Source organism: Streptomyces phaeolivaceus (assembly GCF_009184865.1).
In the GTDB taxonomy this organism is placed as follows: domain Bacteria; phylum Actinomycetota; class Actinomycetes; order Streptomycetales; family Streptomycetaceae; genus Streptomyces; species Streptomyces phaeolivaceus.
Window position 1 is genome coordinate 6,927,572 of sequence record NZ_CP045096.1, and the last position, 20,625, is coordinate 6,948,196.

Sequence of the window (20,625 nt, forward strand, 5' to 3'; positions counted from 1 at the left end):
GCAGCAATCCATGCAGCAACTCACGTAGCAAGAGGGGACCCCCACATGAGAAAGCCTCTCGTTGCCTCGCTGTTCGCCCTGGTGATCACCGGGGCGGGCGCGGCACCGGCGGTCGCGGCGCCGGACCCGGCGGCGGCGCCCGTGAAGACGGCGGTCGGGACGCTCGTAGACACGGCGAACAAGACCGTGGCCGACCTCGCGGCCCCGGCCGTCCAGGCCGTCAACTTCGCCGGCACCGTCTCGCTCAGCAACTGTTCCGGCTCGGTCGTCCGCATGCCCGACTCCGAGGACAACGACCCGGCGCTGGTGATGACCAACGGCCACTGTCTGGAGAGCGGCTTCCCGGACGCCGGCGAGGTCGTCGTCGACCAGGCCTCCACCCGCACCTTCGGCCTGCTCAACTCCGCCGGCACCCGCGTCGGCACCCTCCGGGCCAGCAAGATCGCGTACGGCACGATGACCGACACGGACATGGCGGTCTACCAGCTCACCACCACGTACGCGCAGATCAAGAGCACGTACGGCATCGACGCGCTCGTCTACGACACCGCGCGCCCGACCGTCGGCACGGCCATCACCGTCGTCTCCGGGTACTGGAAGCGGACGTACAGCTGTGCCGTCGACGGGTACGCGTACCGGCTGAAGGAGGGGGACTGGACCTGGAAGGACTCCATCCGCTACACCTCCGCCTGCCGGACCATCGGCGGCACCTCGGGCTCCCCGGTCCTCAACGACGCCACCGGCAAGGTCGTCGGGGTCAACAACACGGGCAACGAGAGCGGGCAGCGTTGCACGGTCAACAACCCCTGTGAGGTCGACGCGAACGGGACCGTGACCGTGCGGCAGGGCATCAACTACGCCCAGCAGACCTGGCACGTCCCCGCGTGCTTCGGTGTGGACAACAAGCTGGACCTCAGCGCGAGCGGCTGCATCCTGCCCAAACCGTGATCGGTAGTTCTTCGTCCGCGGGCCGGCGGGGCTTCTCGCGCGGTTCCCCGCGCCGCTAACGGGCCGCGCCGCTAACGGGCCGCGCCCCTAACGGGGTGCGGCCCTCCGGATCGCGCGGCCCGCCAGTGCGTCCGTCCTGCGGCCGTCCTCGATGACGAAGCGGCCGTCGATCAGGACGTACGGGATGCCGGTGGGCAGGGTGCGCGGGGCCTCGTACGTCGATCCGGCGGCCACGGTCGCCGGATCGAAGAGGACGAGGTCGGCGCGGTACCCCTCGCGGACGCGTCCCCGGTCCGCGAGGCGGAGCCGCGCGGCGGGACGTGCGGTGAGATGGGCGACGCACTCCTCCAGGGAGAGCACGCCCAACTCCCGTACGTACCGGCCGAGATAGTGCGGGAACGTCCCGTACGCGCGCGGATGCGGCTTGTCGCCGCGCAGGATGCCGTCGGAGCCGCCGGTGTGCACCCGGTGGCGCATGATCGTCCGTACGTTCTCCTCGTGGCCGACGTGCTGAAGGATCGTCGACCCGAGCCGGTCCTCGACGAGCAGGCGGCGCGCGGTCACCCAGGGCTCCTCGCCGAGCATCTCGGCCGACCGCGCGATCGTCCGGCCCACGTACGACGACAGCGCCGGGTCGGTGACGCCGGAGATCTCTGTCGTGTCCCACTCGATGGGCACGCCGTGGCAGCCGTCGGTGCCCAGGACCTCCATGTGGTGCCGGATACGCCCGGCCGTCTCCTCGTCCTCCAGCCGCGCGAGGATCGCCTTCGGCCCGCCCTCGCTCGCCCAGCTCGGCAGCATCGCCACGAGGGTCGTACAGCCGGGGGTGTACGGGTAGGTGTCGAGGGTGATGTCCGCGCCGGACGCGAGCGCGTCGTCCAGCAGGCTGAGCAGCTCGGGCGCCCGTCCCTCGTTCACCCCGAAGTTCATGGTGGCGTGGGCCAGATGGAGGGCGCAGCCGGCCTCCCGGGTCAGGGCGACCATCTCCTCGTACGCCCGGAGCGCGCCGGCCCCGTACGAGCGGTGGTGCGGGCAGTAGTAACCGCCGTACGACGCCACCACCCGGCACAGTTCCGTCAGCTCGGCGTCCTTGGCGTACATGCCCGGGGTGTACGTCAGCCCCGACGACATCCCGACGGCGCCCTCGCGCAGCCCGGCCGCCACCAACTCCCGCATACGGTCCAGCTCCCGGGCCGTGGCCGCCCGGTCCTCCCACCCCACGGCGAGCATCCGTACCGTGCCCTGGGGGATCAGATACGCGGCGTTGACGGCGATGCCCTCGCCCCCGAAGCCGTGGTCGAGCCGGTCCAGGTACTCACCCACGGACCGCCAGGTGAAGTCGATGTCCTCGCCGTAGCCGTTCCAGCCGGTGATCGCGCGGCGGACCTCCGCGAGGGTGCGGTCGTCGACGGGCGCGTACGACAGCCCGTCCTGGCCGATGACCTCCAGGGTCACCCCCTGCGCCGCCTTCGCGGTGTGCTCGGGGTCCCGCAGCAGGGCGAGGTCGCTGTGGGCGTGCATGTCGATGAAGCCGGGGGCCAGGACGAGGCCCTCGGCGTCGATCTCCCGCCCGCCCCTGGGCCGCTGGCATCCGGCCGCGGCGCCCTCTTTCACGATGGACGTGATCCTGCCGTCGCCCACGGCCACATCGGCCCGGTAGGAGGGCTCACCGGACCCGTCCACGACCTCGGCGTCACGGAACACCACGTCCATCCTGGCCACCTTCCCGGGCTCCGCCCGACCCCTCCAGCCTCCCGCGCTCCGCACGGCCCTTGCCCACCCACTCCACCCGACTCGCTCGGCCGGAACCGGCTCCGCCGGGCAGCAACAGACCCGCGGGTCCGTAGACCCGCGGACCCGCGGACCCGCGGACTCGCGGACTCGCGGACTCGTAGGCCCTCAGGCCCCAGGCCCTCAGGCCCCAGGCCCTCAGGCCCCAGGCCCTCAGGCCCCAGGCCCTCAGGCCCCAGGCCCTCAGGCCCCAGACCCCCAGGCCCCAGACCCCCAGGCCCCAGACCCCCAGGCCCCAGACCCCCAGGCCCCAGACCCCCAGGCCCCAGGCCCTCAGACCCCCAGGCCCCCAAACCCTCAGACCCTCGGGTTTGCGGAGCCCCGGACCCTCAGAAGAACGTCCGGACGTACCCCGTCACCGTCCCCTCCCCCTCCCCCTCCACCACCGGGACCAGCTTCCACTTGTCGAACGACGTGCACGGATGTGACAAGCCGAGCCCCACCCAGTCCCCGACCTCCAGCTCCGCGCCCTCCTCAGTCCGCAGCCACGCGTGCTGGTCGGACAGCCCGGTCACCGTGACCCCGTCGGCATCGCGAAGCGCCCCCGTGCCCGCGTCCCGCACCACCTCCACCGACGGCAGATCGAGGTCGTACGCCGCATCGCGCTTGCCCGCGTTGGCGAAGGCCTGACCGGGGGAGGGGCGGGAGACGACCTGGGCCCAGAGCCGGAAGGCGGGCTCCAGGGCGCCCTCCTCGGGAACGCGGTTGAAAGGCGTGATCCGCCGATAGTGCCCGGCGTCGTGCGAGACATACGCCCCCGACCGCAGCAACTTGACCACGGGCACGGACAGTTCGGGCAGCTCCGCGAACACCTCGGCGACCGCGTCGAACCACGCGCTGCCGCCCGCGCTCACGATCACCTCCTCCAGCCCCGCGAACCGCCCCGCCTTGTCGAAGTCGACGGCCAGCGCGGTGAGCCGGCGCAGCCACGCCCCCACCCGCTCCGGGTCGGCGTCCGGCACCTCGCCCTCGTACCCGGCGACCCCCACGAGCCGCAGCGTGCCGACCCGGGCCACCGCGTCCGCGACCGCCGCGCACTCCGCCTCCGTACGCACGCCCGTACGCGCCCCCTCGCCCGCGCCCAGCTCCACGACGACGTCCACGGGGCGCGCGGCGGGCCCGGACTCGCTGAGCGCCGCGTCCATCAGCTCGACCCCGCGCACGGAGTCGACGTAACAGACGAACCGGAAAGCCGGATCGGCGGCCAGTTCCCCGGCGACCCAGCGCAGAGCGGCCCGGTCCACCACCTCGTTGGCGAGGAAGATCCGCTCGATCCCGAACTCCCGCGCCACCCGCGCCTGATGGGGCACGGCCAGCGTGATCCCCCACGCCCCCCGCTCGATCTGCCGCCGGAACAGCTCCGGAGCCATGGACGTCTTGCCGTGCGGGGCGAAGGCCAGCCCGTGGCGCTCGGCGTAGGTCTCCATCAGCGCGAGGTTGTGCTCCAGGCGCTCGGCGGACAGGGCGAGCACGGGAGTGGTGAAGCCGCCGGTGAACAGGTTCCGGCGCTGCGCGGCCAGCTCCGCCACCGTCAGCCCGTCGGCGTCCGGCGGAAGCCCCTTGAACCGGTGATCGACGCGCTCGGCGCCCAGCCGGGCCACCGCTTCGACACTCTCGACACCCATGGGGCCTCCCTGACGCGGGCCGTTGCATTCCCTGCAACATTCATTGCGTATGTCGCTTGCAGCTGTCTAACATCCCAGCCAGCGCCGGGTCAACGGTGCCCGCACCGCACCAGTAGACGCGACGAGGAGCCCCACCATCGTGACCGCCGACGGACGCCGCTCCCCCGACATCGACGTCGTCGCGCTCGGCGAGTCCATGGTCACCTTCCTCCCCACCCGCCCCGGCCGCCTCGCCGACGTCCCCTCCTTCGACCGGGCCATCGGCGGCGCGGAGTCCAACGTGGCCTGCGTACTGGCGGCGGCCGGCCACGCGGTGCGCTGGGTCAGCAGGGTCGGGGCCGACGGCTTCGGCGACCACCTCGTCGAGGAGATCGGCTCCTACGGCGTCGACGTGACCTCCGTACGGCGCGATCCGGCGCGCCCCACGGGCGTGTACTTCCGCACGGCGGGGGACCGGGCCACGGACGCGCACGAGGTCGCGTACTACCGCACCGGTTCCGCAGCCTCGGCCATGTCACCGCGGACCGTGGACCTCGCGGCGGTACGCGCCGGCCGCATCCTCCACCTCTCCGGCATCACGGCGGCCCTCTCCCCCGACTGCCTCAGCCTCCTCCACGCCCTGACGGCCCCCCACCCCCACCGCCCCCTGATCTCCTTCGACGTCAACCACCGCCCCGCCCTCTGGCGCGAAGCCGACGCCCCCCACGTCCTTCTCGACCTGGCCCGCGCCGCCGACATCGTCTTCGTGGGAGAGGACGAGGCGGCCGAGGCCTGGGGGGTGACCGGCGGCCCACACGCCATCCGCACCCTCCTCCCCGAGCCCACCACCCTCGTGGTGAAACAGGGAGCCCACGGAGCCACCCTGTTCGAACGCCCTCAGGCCCCGGCGGACCAATCGCGTACGGCCCAATCGCCCACGGCCCAATCGCCCACGGCCCAATCGCCCACGGACCTGTCGCCCACGGACCCGTCGCGTACGGATCGCCCGCGTACGGATCAGCCGCGTACGGCGGCAAGGGGGCGTGCCGGGGGGTGTCCGCCCGCAGCGGCCGGCGTCCGCTCCCGGGCACTGCCCCACCCGACGGCGCCCGCCGGACCGAGGACGGAGACCCCCCGGCACGCCCCCGACCCCACCCCCACCGCAGGCGCCCCCGAGGCGACGCACCCCCCGCACCCCCCGCGGCCCCCGCACCCCCCGCGGCCCCCGCACCCCCCGCGGCCCACGGACACCACGACGTTCGTCCCCGCCCCCACGGTCCAGGTCGCGGCAGCGATCGGCGCCGGCGACGCCTTCGCCGCCGGCTTCCTCTCCGCCACCCTCCGCGCCCTCCCCGCCCGGGACCGCCTCCGCCACGGCCACCTCATGGCCGCGGCCACCCTCACCGTCCCCGGCGACCTCGGCACCCCACCCCGCCGCGACCACGCCGACCGCCTCGCGGCCCTGGACGACGACACGTGGGGGAGACTTCGACTCGGCCCCGGCTGGACGCAAGCCGAGCAGGCCCCCGAGGAGGTACGCACCCCATGAGCCAGACCGTCGACCGCGCGCTGAGCATCCTGCCGCTGCTCGCCGAGGGCCCCGCCGACCTCGGCCAGGTCGCCGACCGCCTGGGCGTCCACAAGTCCACGGCCCTGCGCCTCCTGCGCACCCTCCACGAACACGGCCTGGTCTACCGTCAGTCCGACCAGCGCTACCGCCTCGGCGCCCGCCTCTTCGCCCTCGCCCAGGAGGCCGTGGAGAACCTCGACATCCGCGAGATCGCCCACCCCCACCTGGTCCGCCTCAACGAACACTGCGGCCACACCGTCCACCTCGCCGTCTACGAGGAGAACGAGGTCCTGTACATCGACAAGGTGGACAGCCGCTACCCGGTCCGCATGTACTCCCGTATCGGCAAGCCGGTCGCCATCACGGTCGCCGCGGTCGCCAAGCTCCTGCTCGCCGACCTCCCGGAACCCGAGCGCCGCACCCTCGCGGAGAAGCTCGACTACCCCCTGTACACGCCCCGTTCGACCCCCAACGCCCCCGCCTTCCTCAAAGAGCTGGCGAGGGTCCGCGAACAGGGCTGGGCCACCGACCTCGGCGGCCACGAGGAGTCCATCAACTGCGTCGCCGCCCCCATCCGGGGCACCGACGGCAGGGTCGTCGCCGCGATGTCGGTCTCCGCGCCCAACGTCGTCGTGACCGCCGACGAACTCCTCACCCTGCTCCCGCTGGTCCGCCGCACCGCGGACGCGATCAGCGGCGAGTACTCCGGCAGAACCGTTCCTAAGGACTGAGCGGGAGTGAGTCCTGTTGCCAGAACCCATGCTCGGCCGAACGCCCCGGACGGTGTTGGGCGTTCTGGTTGCCCGCGTTCGCTCCGCGTCCGGCGCGCACGGATCGTGTCCGTGGTCCGGGGACGCGGGGGCGGGTTCCCTCACGGCCAAGGGCTCCTGGTCGGGCCTGGACGGTCCGATGCCCCACCGCATCACTCCGGTGCTGTGGGGGCGGTGTCGTCCGTCGCCGGATCGGGTGTCCTTGGGCGCGCCTTCCGATCGCCACGGCGGCAGCATCGTGGCGAGTGGTCTTGCGGGTCGTGCTGGTGAGGGGCCTTTGCCAGTGCTGGGCTCCCCAGCGGCTGGTGTGGGCGGGGTCGACGGCGATGACCGCGATACCCGTCTGATCCGCCATCGACGCCAGTCTGGCGCGGAGCTTGCCGGTGGGCATACCGGAAACAAGCTGCCGGAACCGCTTACGTCGTCCGTGCTTCTCCCGGGTCTTCTCGGCGGCGAAGTCCAGGTCCTCCACCGCGACCGCCTTGACGCCGCACGCGTGGGCCCAGTGCAGGAGGCGGGTGAGGGCGTGGCGGATCTGGGCGTCACGGTGTTCGGCGGTGCCGGTCAGGTCGTAGCAGAAGCGGCGCGGGCTGCCGGTCGGGTTGCCGTGGGTGTCGAGGCGCCAGGCGGCAAGGTGATCGGCGTTCATGTCGACGCCGATCACACCGTGCGCGAGCGCGGTCTCGATCGGGAGGGTGGGGGTGGGCGGGATCTGCCAGGAGGCGGTCAGGTACCAGCGGGTGCGGCCGGTGTCGTAGTGGATGCGGTAGGCGACGGCCCGGTCGGCCGCGACGCGGTCCGCCCACTCGCCGCCCCGGTGCGCGAACGCGACCCGGTCGGCGAGGACGTAGCGGCCGTGCGGGGCGTTCGACAGATGCGCGAGCGGGGCAGGCAGTTTGATGCTCACCTCGCCGTCGGGGCTGACGCGGATGGTCTCGTTGCCGTAGCGCTTGCCGGACTCCCCGTCCGCCTGGCAGAACCAGCGCTCCGCCTCCCAACGCCCCCGCCACGCGGACTCGGTCAGCCCGGCCGCCTCCAGGTGGTGCCGGGTGCGGGCCAGGCGCTTGCCGCCACGTACGACGTGCACGATGCCGGCCTCGCGGTCGGCCCGCGCGGCAGTCAACCGGTCTTCCAGCACCCGCAGGCGCCGCGACTTGGCATGCCATTCCCGCGCGGACCGGTAACCCCCGGGCGCCTTCCTCGTCCCCTTCTGCCCGACCGGCGGCGACAGCCGGTCCTCGATGGTGCGGACGCCGGCTTCCAGGTTCTGGATGTGCGCCAGATGGCAGCGCCGCGCCAGTGCCCACTGGTCGTGCGTGGCCTTGGTGATACTGCCCGCCCACCGCGACGACGACAGCGGCGTCAGCTCCCGCTTACGCACCGCCCACGACTCACCGGAGTGGTCCAGGCCGTCCCGGCAGCGCACCTTGAGGTCCTTCGCCGCCAGCGACCCCAGGTGCGCGCCCACCAGATGCAGCACCTGCTCATCGCCGGGCGTCAGGTGCTTGAGGCGGGTCCGGACAGCCACACCGCTGGGGCCGGACGCGACGAACGGCTCCGCCGCACTCCTCAGCCCACCCACCCCGTCTCCCCCTCCCGATGCCACCGAAGAACCCTGCCGCCATGACAAACGAACACCACCCAGGTAGGTCACACATTCGATGAGAGAACGTCAGTTCCCAGCTGAAACCGGCCCCACGACCGAGGCACGGGACACGACACCGACCTCCAGCACTCACTCCCACTCCCCACAACGTTCTTGAACACACTCCAGCGACATCAGCTCCAAACCCCACGGCAGACCCCGTACGACGGACAAGGACTCCTTATGGCCGACAAGATCGCCCTCACCCCGAAGACCCACACCGCACCCCCCGCGAAGTTCTCCCACGGAGTCAGGAAGGGCAACTTCCTCCAGGTCGCGGGCCAGGTCGGCTTCCTCCCCGCCGTTGAGGGTGAGCCCCCCACCCTTGCCGGCCCCTCCCTCCGCGAACAGACCCTCCAGACCCTTGCCAACGTCCAGGCGATCCTGGAAGAGGGCGGCGCCACCTGGGACGACGTGATGATGATCCGCGTCTACCTCACGGACGTGGACCACTTCGCCGAGATGAACGCGCTTTACAACGAGTACCTCGAACAACACCTCACCACGGCCCCGGCCGCCCGCACCACCGTCTACGTGGGCCTCCCGGTCGGCCTGCTGATCGAGATCGACGCACTGGCGGTCCTGGACAACTGAGGGTTCACACCCGCGCCCCTCAGGGGCGCGGGGAACTGCGCGAGCGACCAGACTTCGAGGCAGCGGAGGTATGAGCGTGTTCGTCTGAACGTCGTGAAACCCAGATACGGACATATGCCCGGCCCGACTGTTCCCGGCACAGGATCGTCGACCATACTGCCCGCTGTGGAGCAGCGCATCGGTTCGAACACCCAGCCCCTGGCCGCCGCGGCGGTCGACCCGTCGCACATCCCCGGACTCACGGCACCGGTGTCCGTGAAGAAGGAGAAGCAGGAGGAGCCGGAGGACACGGAATCCACCGAACCGGCAGCGGAAGCGGACGCCGAATCCGACGCGAAAGCCGAAGCCAAAGCCGATGGCGAAGCCGAGACCGAAGCTGACGGTGTAGCCGAAGCCGAAGCCGAAGCCGAAGCCGAAGCCGAAGCCGAAGCCGAAGCCGAGACCGAAGCTGACGGTGAAGCCGAAGCCGAAGCCGAGACCGACGCGGAACCCGACGGCGAAGCCGAAGCCGAAGACAAATCCGACGCGGAAGCAGGCGCGGAAGCAGGCGCGGAAGCCGACGAGGGCACCGACGCGGAAGCCCCCGCCGACGCCCCCGCCGACGCCCCCGTCTTCGAGGCCTCCGACCGTCGCGCGAAGATCACCGCGGACAGCGACGGCGTACGGCTGCGTCTGGACGACCAGGAGTGCGAGTTCACCTGGGACGAGATCGGCGCGATCGAGACGGAGTCCCCCCGCTTCGGCAAGCGCTTCACGATCACCGTCCACACCCCGGACCGCCGCTGGTACTTCCTGGAGATCGAGGCCAAGGCCAAGTCCGAACACGCGACTTGGGAGAAGCAGATCGACGAGGTACTGGACGCGTACTTCGACGACGGTGCCGACAAGGAAGAGCCCGAGGACAGTGCCCCGTAGGGGGCGCGGGGAACTGCGCGACCAGCCACTACGGTCCCGCAGTTCCCCCCCCACAGAAGTCCCCGAGCTCTCACCGGCTCAAGCGGCGCAGCCTACGCGCAGTACTGCGCTTCCTTGCCGATCGACCGATACATGCAGTCCGAGTTCTCCAGCAACTGCAACACCGCGTCCCGGTTCCGCGCGGTCTCCCGGGCGATCACCTCGTCGGGCGGATAGAACCCGCCCCCGGACGCCGACCCCGGATACATCTCGAACGTGTACCCGAAGATCTTCTGGTTGCCCCACAGCCAGTCGTCGATCGACCCGTCCGTGATGTAGAGGTCACTGGACTGCTCGGGCGTGTACCCGTTGCTCGCGGCCATCTTCCCGCCGACCGTCGCGAACGCGTTCCGGTCGTCCGCCGTCATCCCGGTCGCCGTGTCGGCGGTCGTGTACCCGAACGGCCACAGCACCAGCTCGCTGTACGTGTGGAAGTCGATGCCGGTCCTGATCTGCTGGACCCCGCCGACGACCCGGCTGCGCACGAAGTTGGCGACGACCTTCACCTCGGGCGCCGACTCGGCCGACGCACCACGGTAGGTGTCCGAGGACGTCGACCCGGACGAACCGCCGCAGCAGCCCCAGCGGTAGTTCCAGTTGCGGTTCAGGTCGGTGCCGACGGCCGTCGAACCGCTGTTGGGCTGCCGGTTCTTGCGCCACGAGCGGTACGAGCCGGTGGCGACGTCGTACTCGCCGCCGTCCGGGTTGACGTCCGGGATGATCCAGATCTCGCGGTTGTTCACCATGTTGGTGACGCGGGAGTCGGTCCCGTAGTCGGAGGTCAGCTCGTTGAGGAGATAGAGCGCCATCTCGACGGTGAGGTGCTCACGGGCGTGCTGGTGGTGGGTGAACAGCACCTCGGGCTCGGCCTCGTCGGTGCCGACGTTGTCGCTGATCTTGATGGCGACGATGTTCCGGCCCTGGTACGTCGTCCCGATGACCCGCTGGCTGGCGATCGAACTGTTCGCCGCGACCACGGAGTTGATCTCCGTCGTCATCTCCGCGTAGTTGTGGTAGCGGGAGTCGGCGGACGGGAAGTCGAAGAGCCGGACGTCGTCCTCGCCGTTCGAGCGGTCGGGGACCGCGCCGAGCGGGGTGATCTCGTAGCCCTGCTGCTTCAGCTTCTTGATCTGGTCCGCGCGGCCGGAGACGAACACCGAGTGGTCGTCGGCGTCGTCCACGGTCACCCCGGCCTGCTGGAGCGCCGTACGGGACTTGCTGTCCGAGTGCATATGGACCTCGTACTGGCGGATGTCGTCCGCCGAGGCCTTGGGCCGCTCGGCGCTGGTCGCGGTCGCGTCCGTGGTGGTCGCGGCGACCGGGGCGGCGAGCGCCAGCGCCAGCACGGTGGCGAGGCCGGCGCTGCGGCGGCGGGATCTGCGGCCGGGTGAGCCGAGGGAGCCGGGGGAGCCGGGCGCGCCCGGCGCCGCCGCCCTGCCGCGTATGCGGAGTCGCATGAAGTCTCCTATTTTCTCCAGGGATTCCGGGGTCTCCGGAAACGGGGAGTGGAGCGGGGGGTGGATCCTTGCGACGTGCCTTGGGCCGGCCGATGACCGTGGGGGTGATCGGCAGACCCTGGGCCGTGTCCGCGAAGTCCCGTCTGCTCCGCGACGCCTGGCACGCACTCCCGACGCACCGGACGAAAGCCCAAGTACTCCAGTACGAGGGCTTTCGCCCGGCACGCCGAGAGCACGCACCGGACGCCGCGGAGCCCGCCCTCCGGGCGGACGACGGGACTTTGCGGACACGACCCGGTGCGGGTGTGGCGCTCATGGTCCGGGTCTGGCATGACCAGGTCAAGAGTGAGGGGGGAGTTCACGGCGTGCGCAAGCCGTACACAACCGCGTACACGACCGCGTACACGCCATCGGTCGCTTACCTGCCCAATTGCGGACGTACCTGGACGGGAAACAGGTATATGCACGGCAGGAAACGGGTATTCCTCCCCGTGTGCCGCGTACGTGCCGACGGCAACCCTGGAAGCATGCTGCAACTCTCCGGGGGTCTCCTTCCGGATTCCGGCCCCCATTTCGCCTCGTACCCCCAACCGCCCATGGGTGCGGGCCACTTGAGCGTCGAGTACGACCCCCGTCCCACCGCCGCCGCGCAGGCCCGCGCGCAGGTGCGCAGGCAGTTGGAGGGATGGGGACTGCTCGACCAGACCGACACGGCGGAGCTGTTGGTGAGCGAGCTGGTCACCAACGCGCTGGTGCACGCGGAGAGCCGACTGAAGCTGACACTGTCGGCCTCGCACGGTGTGCTCCGCTGCGAGGTGTCGGACACGGACGGCCGCCCGCCCCGGGTCCGCCGGGCGACGGAGATATCGGAGAGCGGCAGGGGGATGTTCCTGGTCGACGCGCTGGCCGGGCGCTGGGGCTGTCACCAGGACGGGCCGGGCAAGACGGTCTGGTTCGAACTGGGCACGTGCGAGGTGGCGGGCTGCGGCGGCCGATAGCTCCGTCGGCTCCGATAGCTCCGTCGGGCCGTCGTCCGCCTGCCGCGCCGTCGTCACTGGTCGCGCGGTTCCCCGCGTCCCTGACGGGGCGCGGCGCATGCCCTCTTGTCTGTCCGTGGGCTTTGGGGTTTCTTGACCTTCATGGCGGACACCACGGGAAACCCCACTGACACCCCGGCAACATTCGACATCAACCCCCCACCCCGTAAATCCAGTTGGAAGTACATCGGCCCCGGCATCGTCGTCGCCGCGACCGGTGTCGGCGCCGGCGACCTCGTCGCGACCCTGATCGCGGGCAGCAACTTCGGCTACACCCTGCTGTGGGCGGCTGTCCTCGGCTGCCTCGTCAAGATCTCGCTCGCCGAGGCCGCCGGCCGCTGGCATCTGTCCACCGGCCGTACCCTCTTCGACGGCTGGGCGAGCCTCGGCCGCTGGACGACATGGTTCTTCGTCGTCTACGTCGTGATCTGGGGCTTCGTGTACGGAGCCGCCGCGATGTCGTCCAGCGCCCTGCCCCTCCAGGCCCTGTTCCCCGACGTCATGGACCTGAAGTGGTGGGCCGTCCTGTGCGGCCTGAGCGGTCTGGTCTTCGTCTGGTTCAACAAGTACGAGGTCTTCGAGAAGGTCATGACGGTCCTCGTGGGCGTCATGTTCGTGGTGACCGTCTATCTGGCGATCAGGGTCACCCCGAACCTCCCGGACGCCTTCGCCGGCCTGCTGCCGGTCCTGCCCGACGAGAAGGACTCGATCCTCAACACCCTCGGCCTGATCGGCGGCGTCGGCGGCACGATCACGCTGGCCGCGTACGGCTACTGGGTCAACGCCAAGGGCTGGACCAACACCGGCTGGATGCGGATCATGCGCCTGGACAACCGGGTCGCGTACCTCACCACCGGCATCTTCGTGATCGCGATGCTCGTCGTCGGTGCCGAGCTGCTGCACTCCGCCAACGTGGCCATCGCCAGCGGCGACAAGGGCCTGATCCAGCTCGGCGACATCCTGGCCGAGGAGTACGGCACGGCCACCGCCAAGTTCTTCCTGATCGGCTTCTTCGCCACCTCGTACACCTCGCTCATCGGCGTCTGGCACGGCGTGAGCCTGATGTTCGCGGACTTCGTGGCGCGCTTCCGCCGCAAGGGGGAGACGGCGGGCGCGGCGGCGGCCGGCGGCGAGGCGGTCGCCTCCGGCCGCCACGAGAAGTCCTGGCCGTTCCGCGCGTATCTGCTCTGGCTGACCTTCCCGCCCATCGTGCTGCTCTTCCAGGGCCAGCCGTTCCGTCTGATCATCCTCTACGGCGTCCTCGGCGCGGCCTTCCTCCCGTTCCTGGCCGCCACCCTCCTCTGGCTCCTCAACTCCTCCCGCACACCCCGCGAATGGCGCAACGGCCTCATCAGCAACGGGATGCTCGCCCTCGCGGGCCTTCTCTTCCTGGTCCTGGCCGTGAAGCAGATCTGGGACCAGCCGTGGGCGGACTTCTTCTGACCCCACGGACACCCCCACCCCCACCCCCACCCCCACCGCACGGGCGCGGTCAGGAGGCGTCGAGCGTCTTCCACTTCCCGCTGGTGGCGATCTCCCTCAGCTGCGCCATGGTGAGCGCGGGGGTCTCGCGGGTCGCGGCCGTGTGCTGGGCGCCGGAGTTGAAGGCGCTGATCACGACCCGCAGCCCGTCCGTGCGGAGCGTGTCCACGGTCCACATGACGCCCCCCTCGCCGCCCTTCTCCCCGGGGCCCTGCCGCGTGACGACCTTCGTGCCGTCGGGCAGGGTCTCGGCGTCGGAGCCGAACAGCGAGTCCGCGACGTCCGCCATGCCCGGCTGCACATTGACCTGCACCAGGCTCTTCCCCTTGCCGTCGTCGACGACGACGTAGGCGAAGTCCGGCTCCGGCTCCGGCTCCTCCTCCTTGCCGACGATCTCGACACTCTCGGGGAGGAGGCCGGTGAGCGTCTGCCGGATCGCTTCGCCGCTGACCAGCGGGGGTGCGGCGGGGTCGTCCGGCCGCTCCGTCGACGAGCTCTCCTTGTCCGCCCGATCCTCCTTCTCCGCCGCCTCCGGAATGGCGTCGACAACCTCCTGCCACTCCGAGGCGGTGACGATCGCCCTCAGATACGCGGTGGGCAGCGGCGGTTCGGCACGAGTGACCGGCGCGTCCTTCTGCGCCGCGGCGTTCCATTCCATGACGCCGACTTCGAACCCCTCCGGGTCGACCACCTGCGCGTACCAGTACTTGGTGTCCACGCGGCGGTCCGGGTACTCGTACCCCTCGAACAGCATCAGCCGTGAGCCGTCCGGCCGGGTGATCTCCTCGCAGGAGTCGTACGCGACCGTCTCCTTGTCCGGGCACTTCGTCAGCTGCCGGGCGTGCTCGCTGTCGGGGTCGATCCGCCCGAGCCCGAGCTCCACGGCCGCCGCGCCCTTGCCGTCGTCGTACACGACATGTGCGGAGGGCCCCGTCTCCGTGTCCGTGCCATGCGCCGACTCCTCGCTGAACCTCCCCTTCGGCATCAGGTCCTTGAGCCGCTGGACCATCTCGGCGCCGGACACCTCGCCGTCGTCGTCCCTGACCGTCTCCCCACCGGACCGCTCCGCCGCGACGGACTGCTTCCCGCCCCCGCCGCCGCCCCCGGGCAGCAGCAGGGCCCCGCCCACGCCCACGAGCGCGATCCCGGCGACCCCGCCCAACATCGCGGCGCGGCGGCGGAACAGCATCCGCCGACCGCGTACGGTCCCGCCGCCGACCATCGCGCCTCCATCGGTCTCGAAGGTGCCGCCGGCCCGGCGCAGGGCGTCGCCGAGCCGGCTCTCGAACGGGTCTTCGTGCTGGTCAAGGGGCATGACGAACCACCGTTTCCGCGAGTGGAGGGGAACTGTGTCTGTGGAGTGCCGAGGGCCGGGGGAGGGCGCCGGGGGGAGGCTCAGGGGGTGGCGTACTCACCGATGCCGTCCCCGAGCAGGACGCGCAGCCGGGCGAGGGCGCGGACGCACCGGGTGCGGACCGCCGCCGAGGAGGCGTTCATCGCCGCGGCGGTCTCCTCGACGGACCGGTCCTCCCAGTAGCGCAGGACGATCACGGCCCGGTCCTTGGGCGGCAGTTGGCCCAGCGCCTCGACGAGGGTGAGCCGCAGGGACGAGTCGGTGCCGGGCGCGGCGGGCACGTCCGGGAACACGTCGGTGGTCCGCTCCCGGCTGCTGAGCCGCCGCCGATGGGCGAGGAAGGTCCTGGTCAGCACGGTCTGCGCGTACCCGGCGGGGTTGTCCGCCCGCCGCACCCGCCCCCACTTCACATACAACCGGCCGAGCGTCTCCTGCACGAGGTCCTCGGCGAGATGGGTGTCCCCGCCGGTGAGCAGACACGCGGACCGGTACAGATGCCCCGCGCGGGCCGCCGCGAACTCCTGGTATCCGTCCGCGCGGACTTGTCTCATCTCCGGCTCCCCCTGAACGAGCTCGTGCGGGGCGTGGCCTTTTCTCTTCCCGCTCGCCCCTCACTCCTTTGACGCGGTGGCACCCGGGGAATGTTTCACGGAAGGGGGAGGGATACCGTGCCGGGGAGTCACACCTACGGGGCAGAGGGACGTACCGCCATGGACCAGCCTGAGCAGGGCCACCAGCCACCACCGCCACCCGGCACACCACCGGGCGGCCCCCAGGGCTTCGGCCCCCCGCCCCCGCCGTACGCACCACAGGCCCCCTACGCGTACCCCCACCCCCAGCCCCACCCGTACGCCCGGCCCCACCCGCACCCCTACGCCCAGCCGCAGGCGGGGCCGACTCCGGTCCAGGGCCCGGAGTTCCTGGCCGTCGACCGCCGCAACTCGGTCGTCGTCGACATCAACGGGGTCGCCTTCGAGGACCACGGCGTCTCCGTCGACTTCTCCTGGGAGGAGATCCGCAGCGTCCACTACAAGGCCAGCGGCAACGGCAAGGCGCTCATGGTCGCCGTCATCCACCTCGACGGCGGCTTCTTCGAGTGCGCGGTCGAGGCGAAGCCCCGCGAGCGCCTCCACCAGTGGTTCGCGCATCTGGCCCAGGTGCTGGGCCACTACCGCCCGATGGGCTGAGGGCGAGCGGGCGGGGCGGGCACCCGCGGGGTCGGGTCAGCGCAGGGAGGCGAAGAACTCCCGTACGTCCCCGGCCAGTAGGTCCGGGACCTCCAGGGCCGCGAAGTGGCCGCCGCGGTCGAACTCCGTCCAGCGCGCGAGGGTGTTGGCCCGCTCGGCCCAGCGGCGGATCGACACGTCCTCGCCGAAGTTGGCCACGGCGGTCGGCACCCCGGAGGTCGCCACCGGGAACCAGTCGACGACATGGCTGTTCTCGTAGTACATCCGGGCCGCGGAACCGGCCGTACCGGTCAGCCAGTACAGCATCACGTTGGTGAGCAGCGTGTCCCGGTCGACCGCGTCCTCCGGCAGCGCGGCCGAGGAGTGCGTCCACGCCTGGAACTTCTCCATGATCCAGGCGAGCTGGCCGACGGGGGAGTCCGTGAGGCCGTAGGACAGGGTCTGCGGGCGGGTCGACTGGAGGGCGTTGTAGCCGAAGCCGTCCGTGGTGAACTCGGCGATGTCGGCCAGGCTCCGCAGCTCCCGGTCGGTGAGGCCCTCCCGCTCGGCGTCGTCCACCGGGCCGAGCGGGATGAAGCCGACCGACGCGGCGTTCACATGCACGCCGACCACCGACTCCGGGGCGACCCGGGCCAGCGCGGGGGAGATCAGCGCGCCGAGGTCGCCGCCCTGGGCGCCGTACCGCTCGTAGCCGAGCCGGCGCATCAGCTCCGCCCAGGCGCGGGCGACACGGGAGACGTTCCAGCCCCGCTCGCGGGTCGGCCCGGAGAAACCGAAGCCGGGGATGGACGGGATCACCAGATGGAAGTCGCTCAGGCGGTCGATCACCCCGAGGAACTCCACGATCGAGCCCGGCCAGCCGTGCGTGAGGATCAGCGGCAGCGCGTCCGGCGCGGACGAGCGCACCTGCAGGAAGTGCACCCGCGCGCCGTCGATCTCCGTGACGTACTGCGGGATCTCGTTGAGGGCGGCCTCGTGCTTCCGCCAGTCGTAGGCGCCACGCCAGAACGTGGCGAGGTCACGGAGATACGGCAGGGAGGCGCCGTACGCCCAGTCCGCGTCCGGAAGCTCGTCCGGCCAGCGGGTGAGGTCCAGCCGGGTGCGCAGATCGTCCAGCTGGGCCTGAGGAATGTCGATCCGGTGGCTGCGCACGCTGTTGTCTGTCATGAGTCCAAGGTAGGAAGGCTTGCGGACAACCCGTGTCCGCAAGGACCGGCGTTTTGCACCGATGCTCACGCGTACCGCTCCCGCCGGACAAGCCTTTCGATCCTGCTCGAAAGGCGTTGACCGACACCCCGGACCCCCCACGCCTCCCCTCGCCGCCGCCTACGGCAGCCCGTGCACGTGCGGCCCCACCGCGTTCGACCACGCGTTGCCCGCGGTGGCGTCCCAGTTGGTCGACCAGGTCATCGCGCCCCGCAGATCGGGGTACGTCCGCGGCGGCATGAAGGAGCCGCAGTTCGTGCCCCGGGCCAGACAGTCGAGCGCGTTGTTCACCACGCTCGGCGACACGTACCCGCTGCCCGCGCCCCGCGGCGAGGCCGGCAGCCCCAGCCCCACCTGGGACGGGTCGAGCCCGTTCTCCAGCTGGACGCAGGCGAGGGCGGTGAGGAAGTCCACCGACCCCTGGCTGTAGACCTTGCCGTCGCAGCCCAGCATGGAACCGCTGTTGTAGTACTGCATGTTGACGACGGTCAGGATGTCCTTGATGTTCAGCGCCGTCCGGAAGTACGCGTTCGACGTCGACTGCATGTCGATGGTCTGCGGCGCCATGGTGATGATCAGCGAGGGGCCCGCCTTCGCCGACAACGCCCGCAACGCCTGTGTCATATAGGTGGCGTTCAGCCCGTTCTCCAGATCGATGTCGACGCCGTCGAAGCCGTACGTCCGCATCAGCGCGTACACCGAGTTCGCGAAGTTCGTCGCGGAGGCCGCGTCGTCGACGGCGACCGTGCCGCGCTCACCGCCGACCGACACGATGACCTTCTTGCCGGCCGCCTGCTTGGCCCGGACGTCCGCCTTGAACCGGTCGACGGTGTAGCCGCCGAGCCCCGCCGAGTCGAGGGTGAAGTCGACCGCGCCCGGTGCGGCTGTGGCGTCCGCGAAGGCGACGGCGATGATGTCGTACTGGGACTGGACATCGGCGAGCCGCCGCACCGCCGCCCCGTTGTTGAAATTCTGCCAGTACCCGGTCACCGCGTGCCTGGGCACACCCGTGCCGCCGCCCGGAGTCGCCGTCGTCGTCCCCGTCACGGTCGCCGAACGGCCGGACTCCCCGGCCGAGTTGGTCGCCGTCACCTGGAAGCCGTACGAGGTGGAGGCGGCGAGCCCGGTCACGGTCGCCGAGGTGCCGGTGACCGACTGGACCCGCGTACCGCCCCGGTGGACGTGGTACCCCGAGGCGCCCGACACCGGGTTCCAGGCCAGCGACACCGACGAGGACGTGGTGCCCGACACCGTCACCCCGGCCGGTGCGGACGGGACCGTGGGCGGCTGGTCGCCGCCCCCGCCGCCGTCGGGACCGAACACGGACACATCGTCGACGAAGTACGCGGCCTGCCCGTACCAGCCGTGCGTGTACACCGTCACCGAGGTCGTCGAGGCGCCCGTGCCGAAGGTCGTCGACAGTTGTCTCCAACTCGCCGCGTCCGGTGTCCAGGTGGACACGTCCGTCGTACCGGTGCCGGTCACGCCCAGATACGCGTACCCGCCCCGCACCCAGGCGCTGAGCGTGTACGTCGCGTCGGGCCTGACCGCCACGGTCTGGGCGCAGCGGGCGTTGTCCTGCCCCGCCGGCCCGGCCCGCAGCGCGGACGCGCCGCCGTGCACGGGGGAGGAGACGGTCTCGCCGCTGCCCGCCGAGCAGTTCCAGTCGCTGAGCCCCGACTCGAATCCGGCGTTCCTGGCGTTGTCGATGTCCGCGGCGGAGGCCTGTCCGGCGCCGACGAGGGTGAGACCGAGGGAGAGGGTGAGGGCACCGGAGGCCAAGCCCCAGGACCGGACCCACCGCATCCGTATGCGACTTCCGTGTCTGTTCCTGTCCCTGTTCCTGTGTCTGAACATGCTCCGTACGTTGGTCCAGACCAATCCGGTTGTCAATACTCGCGCACGGGGCCCGTTCGCCCGTAAGGGTGGCCCAACACCCGCCCCCGCCTGTCGAGTTGAGGCATATGCGTCTCACTCTGTGTGGATACGGCCCGTACCTTCCGTGAGTTGATCAAGGGGATCCAGTGTTGATCGGGCCATGCCGTGGATATGGTGCTGATGCAAGACGATGCAGGAGGGACGTCGAGGGAGACGCAGCGTGCCGACCGCGATAGCCGTCACCAGTTCCGGTCTGGTGCTCCCGCCGCACGACCGGCAGACCCCGCCCGCAGTCGTACAGCCGCAGAAGACCCTTGAGGCCTCCCTGTTCGGCATGCACGCGCTCATCGAGCAGCACGGCTATGTCATCGTCCTCCACTCGACCTCCGACGAGACGGTCGTCGCCCGCCGGCTGCACACCGTCCGCTCGGTGCTGGAGAGCGACCGCATCGCCCTGCTCGGCGTGGACCTGCCGCCGCTCGGCCTCGCCCTGCTCGCCCAGCAACTGCGCCAGCTGTCGGTGTGCGACTTCAGCCCCGGGGTGCTCGCCTCCTCCGTACGCCTCCTCGCGCACTACATCTACGCCGGCGCGCTCCTCGGCTCCGTCACCAAGCTCGACCGGGTGCCGGTCACCCTCACGTCGCACGCCAAGTCATGGCTACCGGGCGCCCAGTTCGCCGTACTGGCCAACCCCCGGCCCCAGCTCGTCCGCCTCAACGTCGCCGACCAGGAGCCCCTGGCCGGGCCCGAGTTCGGCACCCGGCTGCTCGTCGCACAGGGACCGCAGCCGCCGTCCGACTGGGTCACCGCGACGCTCGCTCCCGCCTGGCAGGTGCAGGGCTCGCTGCCGGTGCCGCTGCCCGAGGGGTCCACGCGCTGGTGGGGGACCGGCAAGCTCGTCGAGTTCGCCGCCGGCCTCTCCGACGTCTCCGTGCTCTACCAGCTCGTGTCGTCCGTCCGTCGCGAGACCTGCCACTGGTGCGGCCTCGAACTCATCGGCGACCGCTGCGGGTTCTGCGCGGCCCCTTTACGGGAACCGGAATCCCCACCCGTGCGCGCACTGCCGCGGGGGGCCACATGACAGCCGTACGACAACTGAACAGGCCGTAGGCCGCGAAGGCACGACCCCGTCAGTCGTCTCACTTCCC

17 protein-coding genes are annotated in these 20,625 nt (G+C 71.0%); 9 read left to right on the forward strand and 8 right to left on the reverse strand.

Annotation, left to right across the window (positions count from 1 at the left end; genetic code table 11):
• Window positions 1-45 precede the first annotated feature (45 nt).
• A complete protein-coding gene (locus F9278_RS32125; protein WP_152171421.1) occupies window positions 46-948 on the forward strand; it encodes a S1 family peptidase in 903 nt (300 codons plus the stop codon).
• An 87-nt stretch (window positions 949-1,035) separates the two neighbouring features.
• Here F9278_RS32125 and F9278_RS32130 read toward each other — a convergent pair whose 3' ends face one another.
• The gene (locus F9278_RS32130; RefSeq protein ID WP_152171422.1) at window positions 1,036-2,661 is read right to left on the reverse strand and encodes an N-acyl-D-amino-acid deacylase family protein; all 1,626 of its coding nucleotides are present in this window, start codon (window positions 2,659-2,661) and stop codon (window positions 1,036-1,038) included.
• A gap of 407 nt (window positions 2,662-3,068) precedes the next feature.
• Window positions 3,069-4,364 (reverse strand): amino acid deaminase, encoded by a 1,296-nt coding sequence (locus tag F9278_RS32140; RefSeq protein WP_152171423.1) that lies wholly within the window; start codon window positions 4,362-4,364, stop codon window positions 3,069-3,071.
• A 196-nt stretch (window positions 4,365-4,560) separates the two neighbouring features.
• On the opposite strand from F9278_RS32140, the gene F9278_RS47560 reads away from it, so the two are divergent.
• Together F9278_RS47560 and F9278_RS32155 are read left to right on the forward strand one after the other, a co-directional pair.
• On the forward strand, window positions 4,561-5,892 hold the full coding sequence (locus F9278_RS47560; RefSeq protein ID WP_264300222.1) for a PfkB family carbohydrate kinase: 1,332 nt from the start codon (window positions 4,561-4,563) through the stop codon (window positions 5,890-5,892).
• Complete coding sequence (locus F9278_RS32155; protein WP_152171424.1) at window positions 5,889-6,644, forward strand: IclR family transcriptional regulator; 756 nt, start codon at window positions 5,889-5,891, stop codon at window positions 6,642-6,644. The genes F9278_RS47560 and F9278_RS32155 overlap by 4 nt, the downstream gene beginning before the upstream one ends.
• Here the strand turns inward: F9278_RS32155 and F9278_RS32160 are convergent.
• Entirely contained in the window at window positions 6,634-8,265 is a 1,632-nt protein-coding gene (locus tag F9278_RS32160) for a transposase (protein ID WP_152171425.1), read from the reverse strand. The two genes, F9278_RS32155 and F9278_RS32160, sit on opposite strands and share 11 nt — an antisense overlap.
• Before the next feature lie 246 nt (window positions 8,266-8,511).
• Here F9278_RS32160 and F9278_RS32165 point away from each other — a divergent pair, with 246 nt between their 5' ends.
• On the forward strand, window positions 8,512-8,922 hold the full coding sequence (locus F9278_RS32165) for a RidA family protein (RefSeq protein ID WP_152171426.1): 411 nt from the start codon (window positions 8,512-8,514) through the stop codon (window positions 8,920-8,922).
• 165 nt (window positions 8,923-9,087) lie between these two features.
• Window positions 9,088-9,837 carry a hypothetical protein gene (locus tag F9278_RS46410; RefSeq protein ID WP_226967053.1) on the forward strand — a complete coding sequence of 250 codons (750 nt, stop codon included), beginning with the start codon at window positions 9,088-9,090 and terminating at the stop codon, window positions 9,835-9,837.
• 92 nt (window positions 9,838-9,929) lie between these two features.
• Here F9278_RS46410 and F9278_RS32180 read toward each other — a convergent pair whose 3' ends face one another.
• Window positions 9,930-11,333, reverse strand: coding sequence for a M14 family metallopeptidase (locus tag F9278_RS32180; RefSeq protein WP_152171427.1), 1,404 nt, complete (start codon window positions 11,331-11,333; stop codon window positions 9,930-9,932).
• Between the two features lie 596 nt (window positions 11,334-11,929).
• Between F9278_RS32180 and F9278_RS32190 the strand changes: the two genes are divergently transcribed.
• Entirely contained in the window at window positions 11,930-12,331 is a 402-nt protein-coding gene (locus tag F9278_RS32190) for an ATP-binding protein (RefSeq protein ID WP_152171428.1), read from the forward strand.
• Window positions 12,332-12,472: 141 nt separating this feature from the next.
• Window positions 12,473-13,813, forward strand: a complete 1,341-nt coding sequence (locus F9278_RS32195; protein WP_152171429.1) for an Nramp family divalent metal transporter — start codon at window positions 12,473-12,475, stop codon at window positions 13,811-13,813.
• A 49-nt stretch (window positions 13,814-13,862) separates the two neighbouring features.
• On the opposite strand, the gene F9278_RS32200 is transcribed toward F9278_RS32195, so the two are convergent.
• Together F9278_RS32200 and F9278_RS32205 are read right to left on the reverse strand one after the other, a co-directional pair.
• The gene (locus F9278_RS32200) at window positions 13,863-15,167 is read right to left on the reverse strand and encodes a hypothetical protein (protein ID WP_152171430.1); all 1,305 of its coding nucleotides are present in this window, start codon (window positions 15,165-15,167) and stop codon (window positions 13,863-13,865) included.
• An 80-nt stretch (window positions 15,168-15,247) separates the two neighbouring features.
• The gene (locus F9278_RS32205) at window positions 15,248-15,757 is read right to left on the reverse strand and encodes a SigE family RNA polymerase sigma factor (RefSeq protein WP_152171431.1); all 510 of its coding nucleotides are present in this window, start codon (window positions 15,755-15,757) and stop codon (window positions 15,248-15,250) included.
• A 159-nt stretch (window positions 15,758-15,916) separates the two neighbouring features.
• Between F9278_RS32205 and F9278_RS47565 the strand changes: the two genes are divergently transcribed.
• Entirely contained in the window at window positions 15,917-16,393 is a 477-nt protein-coding gene (locus tag F9278_RS47565) for a hypothetical protein (protein ID WP_226967054.1), read from the forward strand.
• A 36-nt stretch (window positions 16,394-16,429) separates the two neighbouring features.
• Here F9278_RS47565 and F9278_RS32215 read toward each other — a convergent pair whose 3' ends face one another.
• Both F9278_RS32215 and F9278_RS32220 read right to left on the reverse strand, forming a co-directional pair.
• Entirely contained in the window at window positions 16,430-17,560 is a 1,131-nt protein-coding gene (locus F9278_RS32215) for an epoxide hydrolase family protein (RefSeq protein ID WP_152171432.1), read from the reverse strand.
• Between the two features lie 159 nt (window positions 17,561-17,719).
• Window positions 17,720-19,405, reverse strand: a complete 1,686-nt coding sequence (locus F9278_RS32220; RefSeq protein ID WP_226967055.1) for a chitinase — start codon at window positions 19,403-19,405, stop codon at window positions 17,720-17,722.
• 262 nt (window positions 19,406-19,667) lie between these two features.
• Here F9278_RS32220 and F9278_RS32225 point away from each other — a divergent pair, with 262 nt between their 5' ends.
• Window positions 19,668-20,558, forward strand: a complete 891-nt coding sequence (locus F9278_RS32225; protein WP_152171434.1) for a hypothetical protein — start codon at window positions 19,668-19,670, stop codon at window positions 20,556-20,558.
• Window positions 20,559-20,625 lie beyond the last annotated feature (67 nt).

What these genes read in the sequence shown, in the direction of transcription:
- F9278_RS32125 (WP_152171421.1), top strand. Translation starts at nt 46, where the DNA reads ATGAGAAAGCCTCTCGTTGCCTCGCTGTTCGCCCTGGTGATCACCGGG.
- F9278_RS32130 (WP_152171422.1), bottom strand. Translation starts at nt 2,661, where the DNA reads ATGGACGTGGTGTTCCGTGACGCCGAGGTCGTGGACGGGTCCGGTGAG.
- F9278_RS32140 (WP_152171423.1), bottom strand. Translation starts at nt 4,364, where the DNA reads ATGGGTGTCGAGAGTGTCGAAGCGGTGGCCCGGCTGGGCGCCGAGCGC.
- F9278_RS47560 (WP_264300222.1), top strand. Translation starts at nt 4,561, where the DNA reads ATGGTCACCTTCCTCCCCACCCGCCCCGGCCGCCTCGCCGACGTCCCC.
- F9278_RS32155 (WP_152171424.1), top strand. Translation starts at nt 5,889, where the DNA reads ATGAGCCAGACCGTCGACCGCGCGCTGAGCATCCTGCCGCTGCTCGCC.
- F9278_RS32165 (WP_152171426.1), top strand. Translation starts at nt 8,512, where the DNA reads ATGGCCGACAAGATCGCCCTCACCCCGAAGACCCACACCGCACCCCCC.
- F9278_RS32180 (WP_152171427.1), bottom strand. Translation starts at nt 11,333, where the DNA reads ATGCGACTCCGCATACGCGGCAGGGCGGCGGCGCCGGGCGCGCCCGGC.
- F9278_RS32190 (WP_152171428.1), top strand. Translation starts at nt 11,930, where the DNA reads ATGGGTGCGGGCCACTTGAGCGTCGAGTACGACCCCCGTCCCACCGCC.
- F9278_RS32195 (WP_152171429.1), top strand. Translation starts at nt 12,473, where the DNA reads ATGGCGGACACCACGGGAAACCCCACTGACACCCCGGCAACATTCGAC.
- F9278_RS32200 (WP_152171430.1), bottom strand. Translation starts at nt 15,167, where the DNA reads ATGCCCCTTGACCAGCACGAAGACCCGTTCGAGAGCCGGCTCGGCGAC.
- F9278_RS32205 (WP_152171431.1), bottom strand. Translation starts at nt 15,757, where the DNA reads ATGAGACAAGTCCGCGCGGACGGATACCAGGAGTTCGCGGCGGCCCGC.
- F9278_RS47565 (WP_226967054.1), top strand. Translation starts at nt 15,917, where the DNA reads ATGGACCAGCCTGAGCAGGGCCACCAGCCACCACCGCCACCCGGCACA.
- F9278_RS32215 (WP_152171432.1), bottom strand. Translation starts at nt 17,560, where the DNA reads ATGACAGACAACAGCGTGCGCAGCCACCGGATCGACATTCCTCAGGCC.
- F9278_RS32220 (WP_226967055.1), bottom strand. Translation starts at nt 19,405, where the DNA reads ATGCGGTGGGTCCGGTCCTGGGGCTTGGCCTCCGGTGCCCTCACCCTC.
- F9278_RS32225 (WP_152171434.1), top strand. Translation starts at nt 19,668, where the DNA reads ATGCAGGAGGGACGTCGAGGGAGACGCAGCGTGCCGACCGCGATAGCC.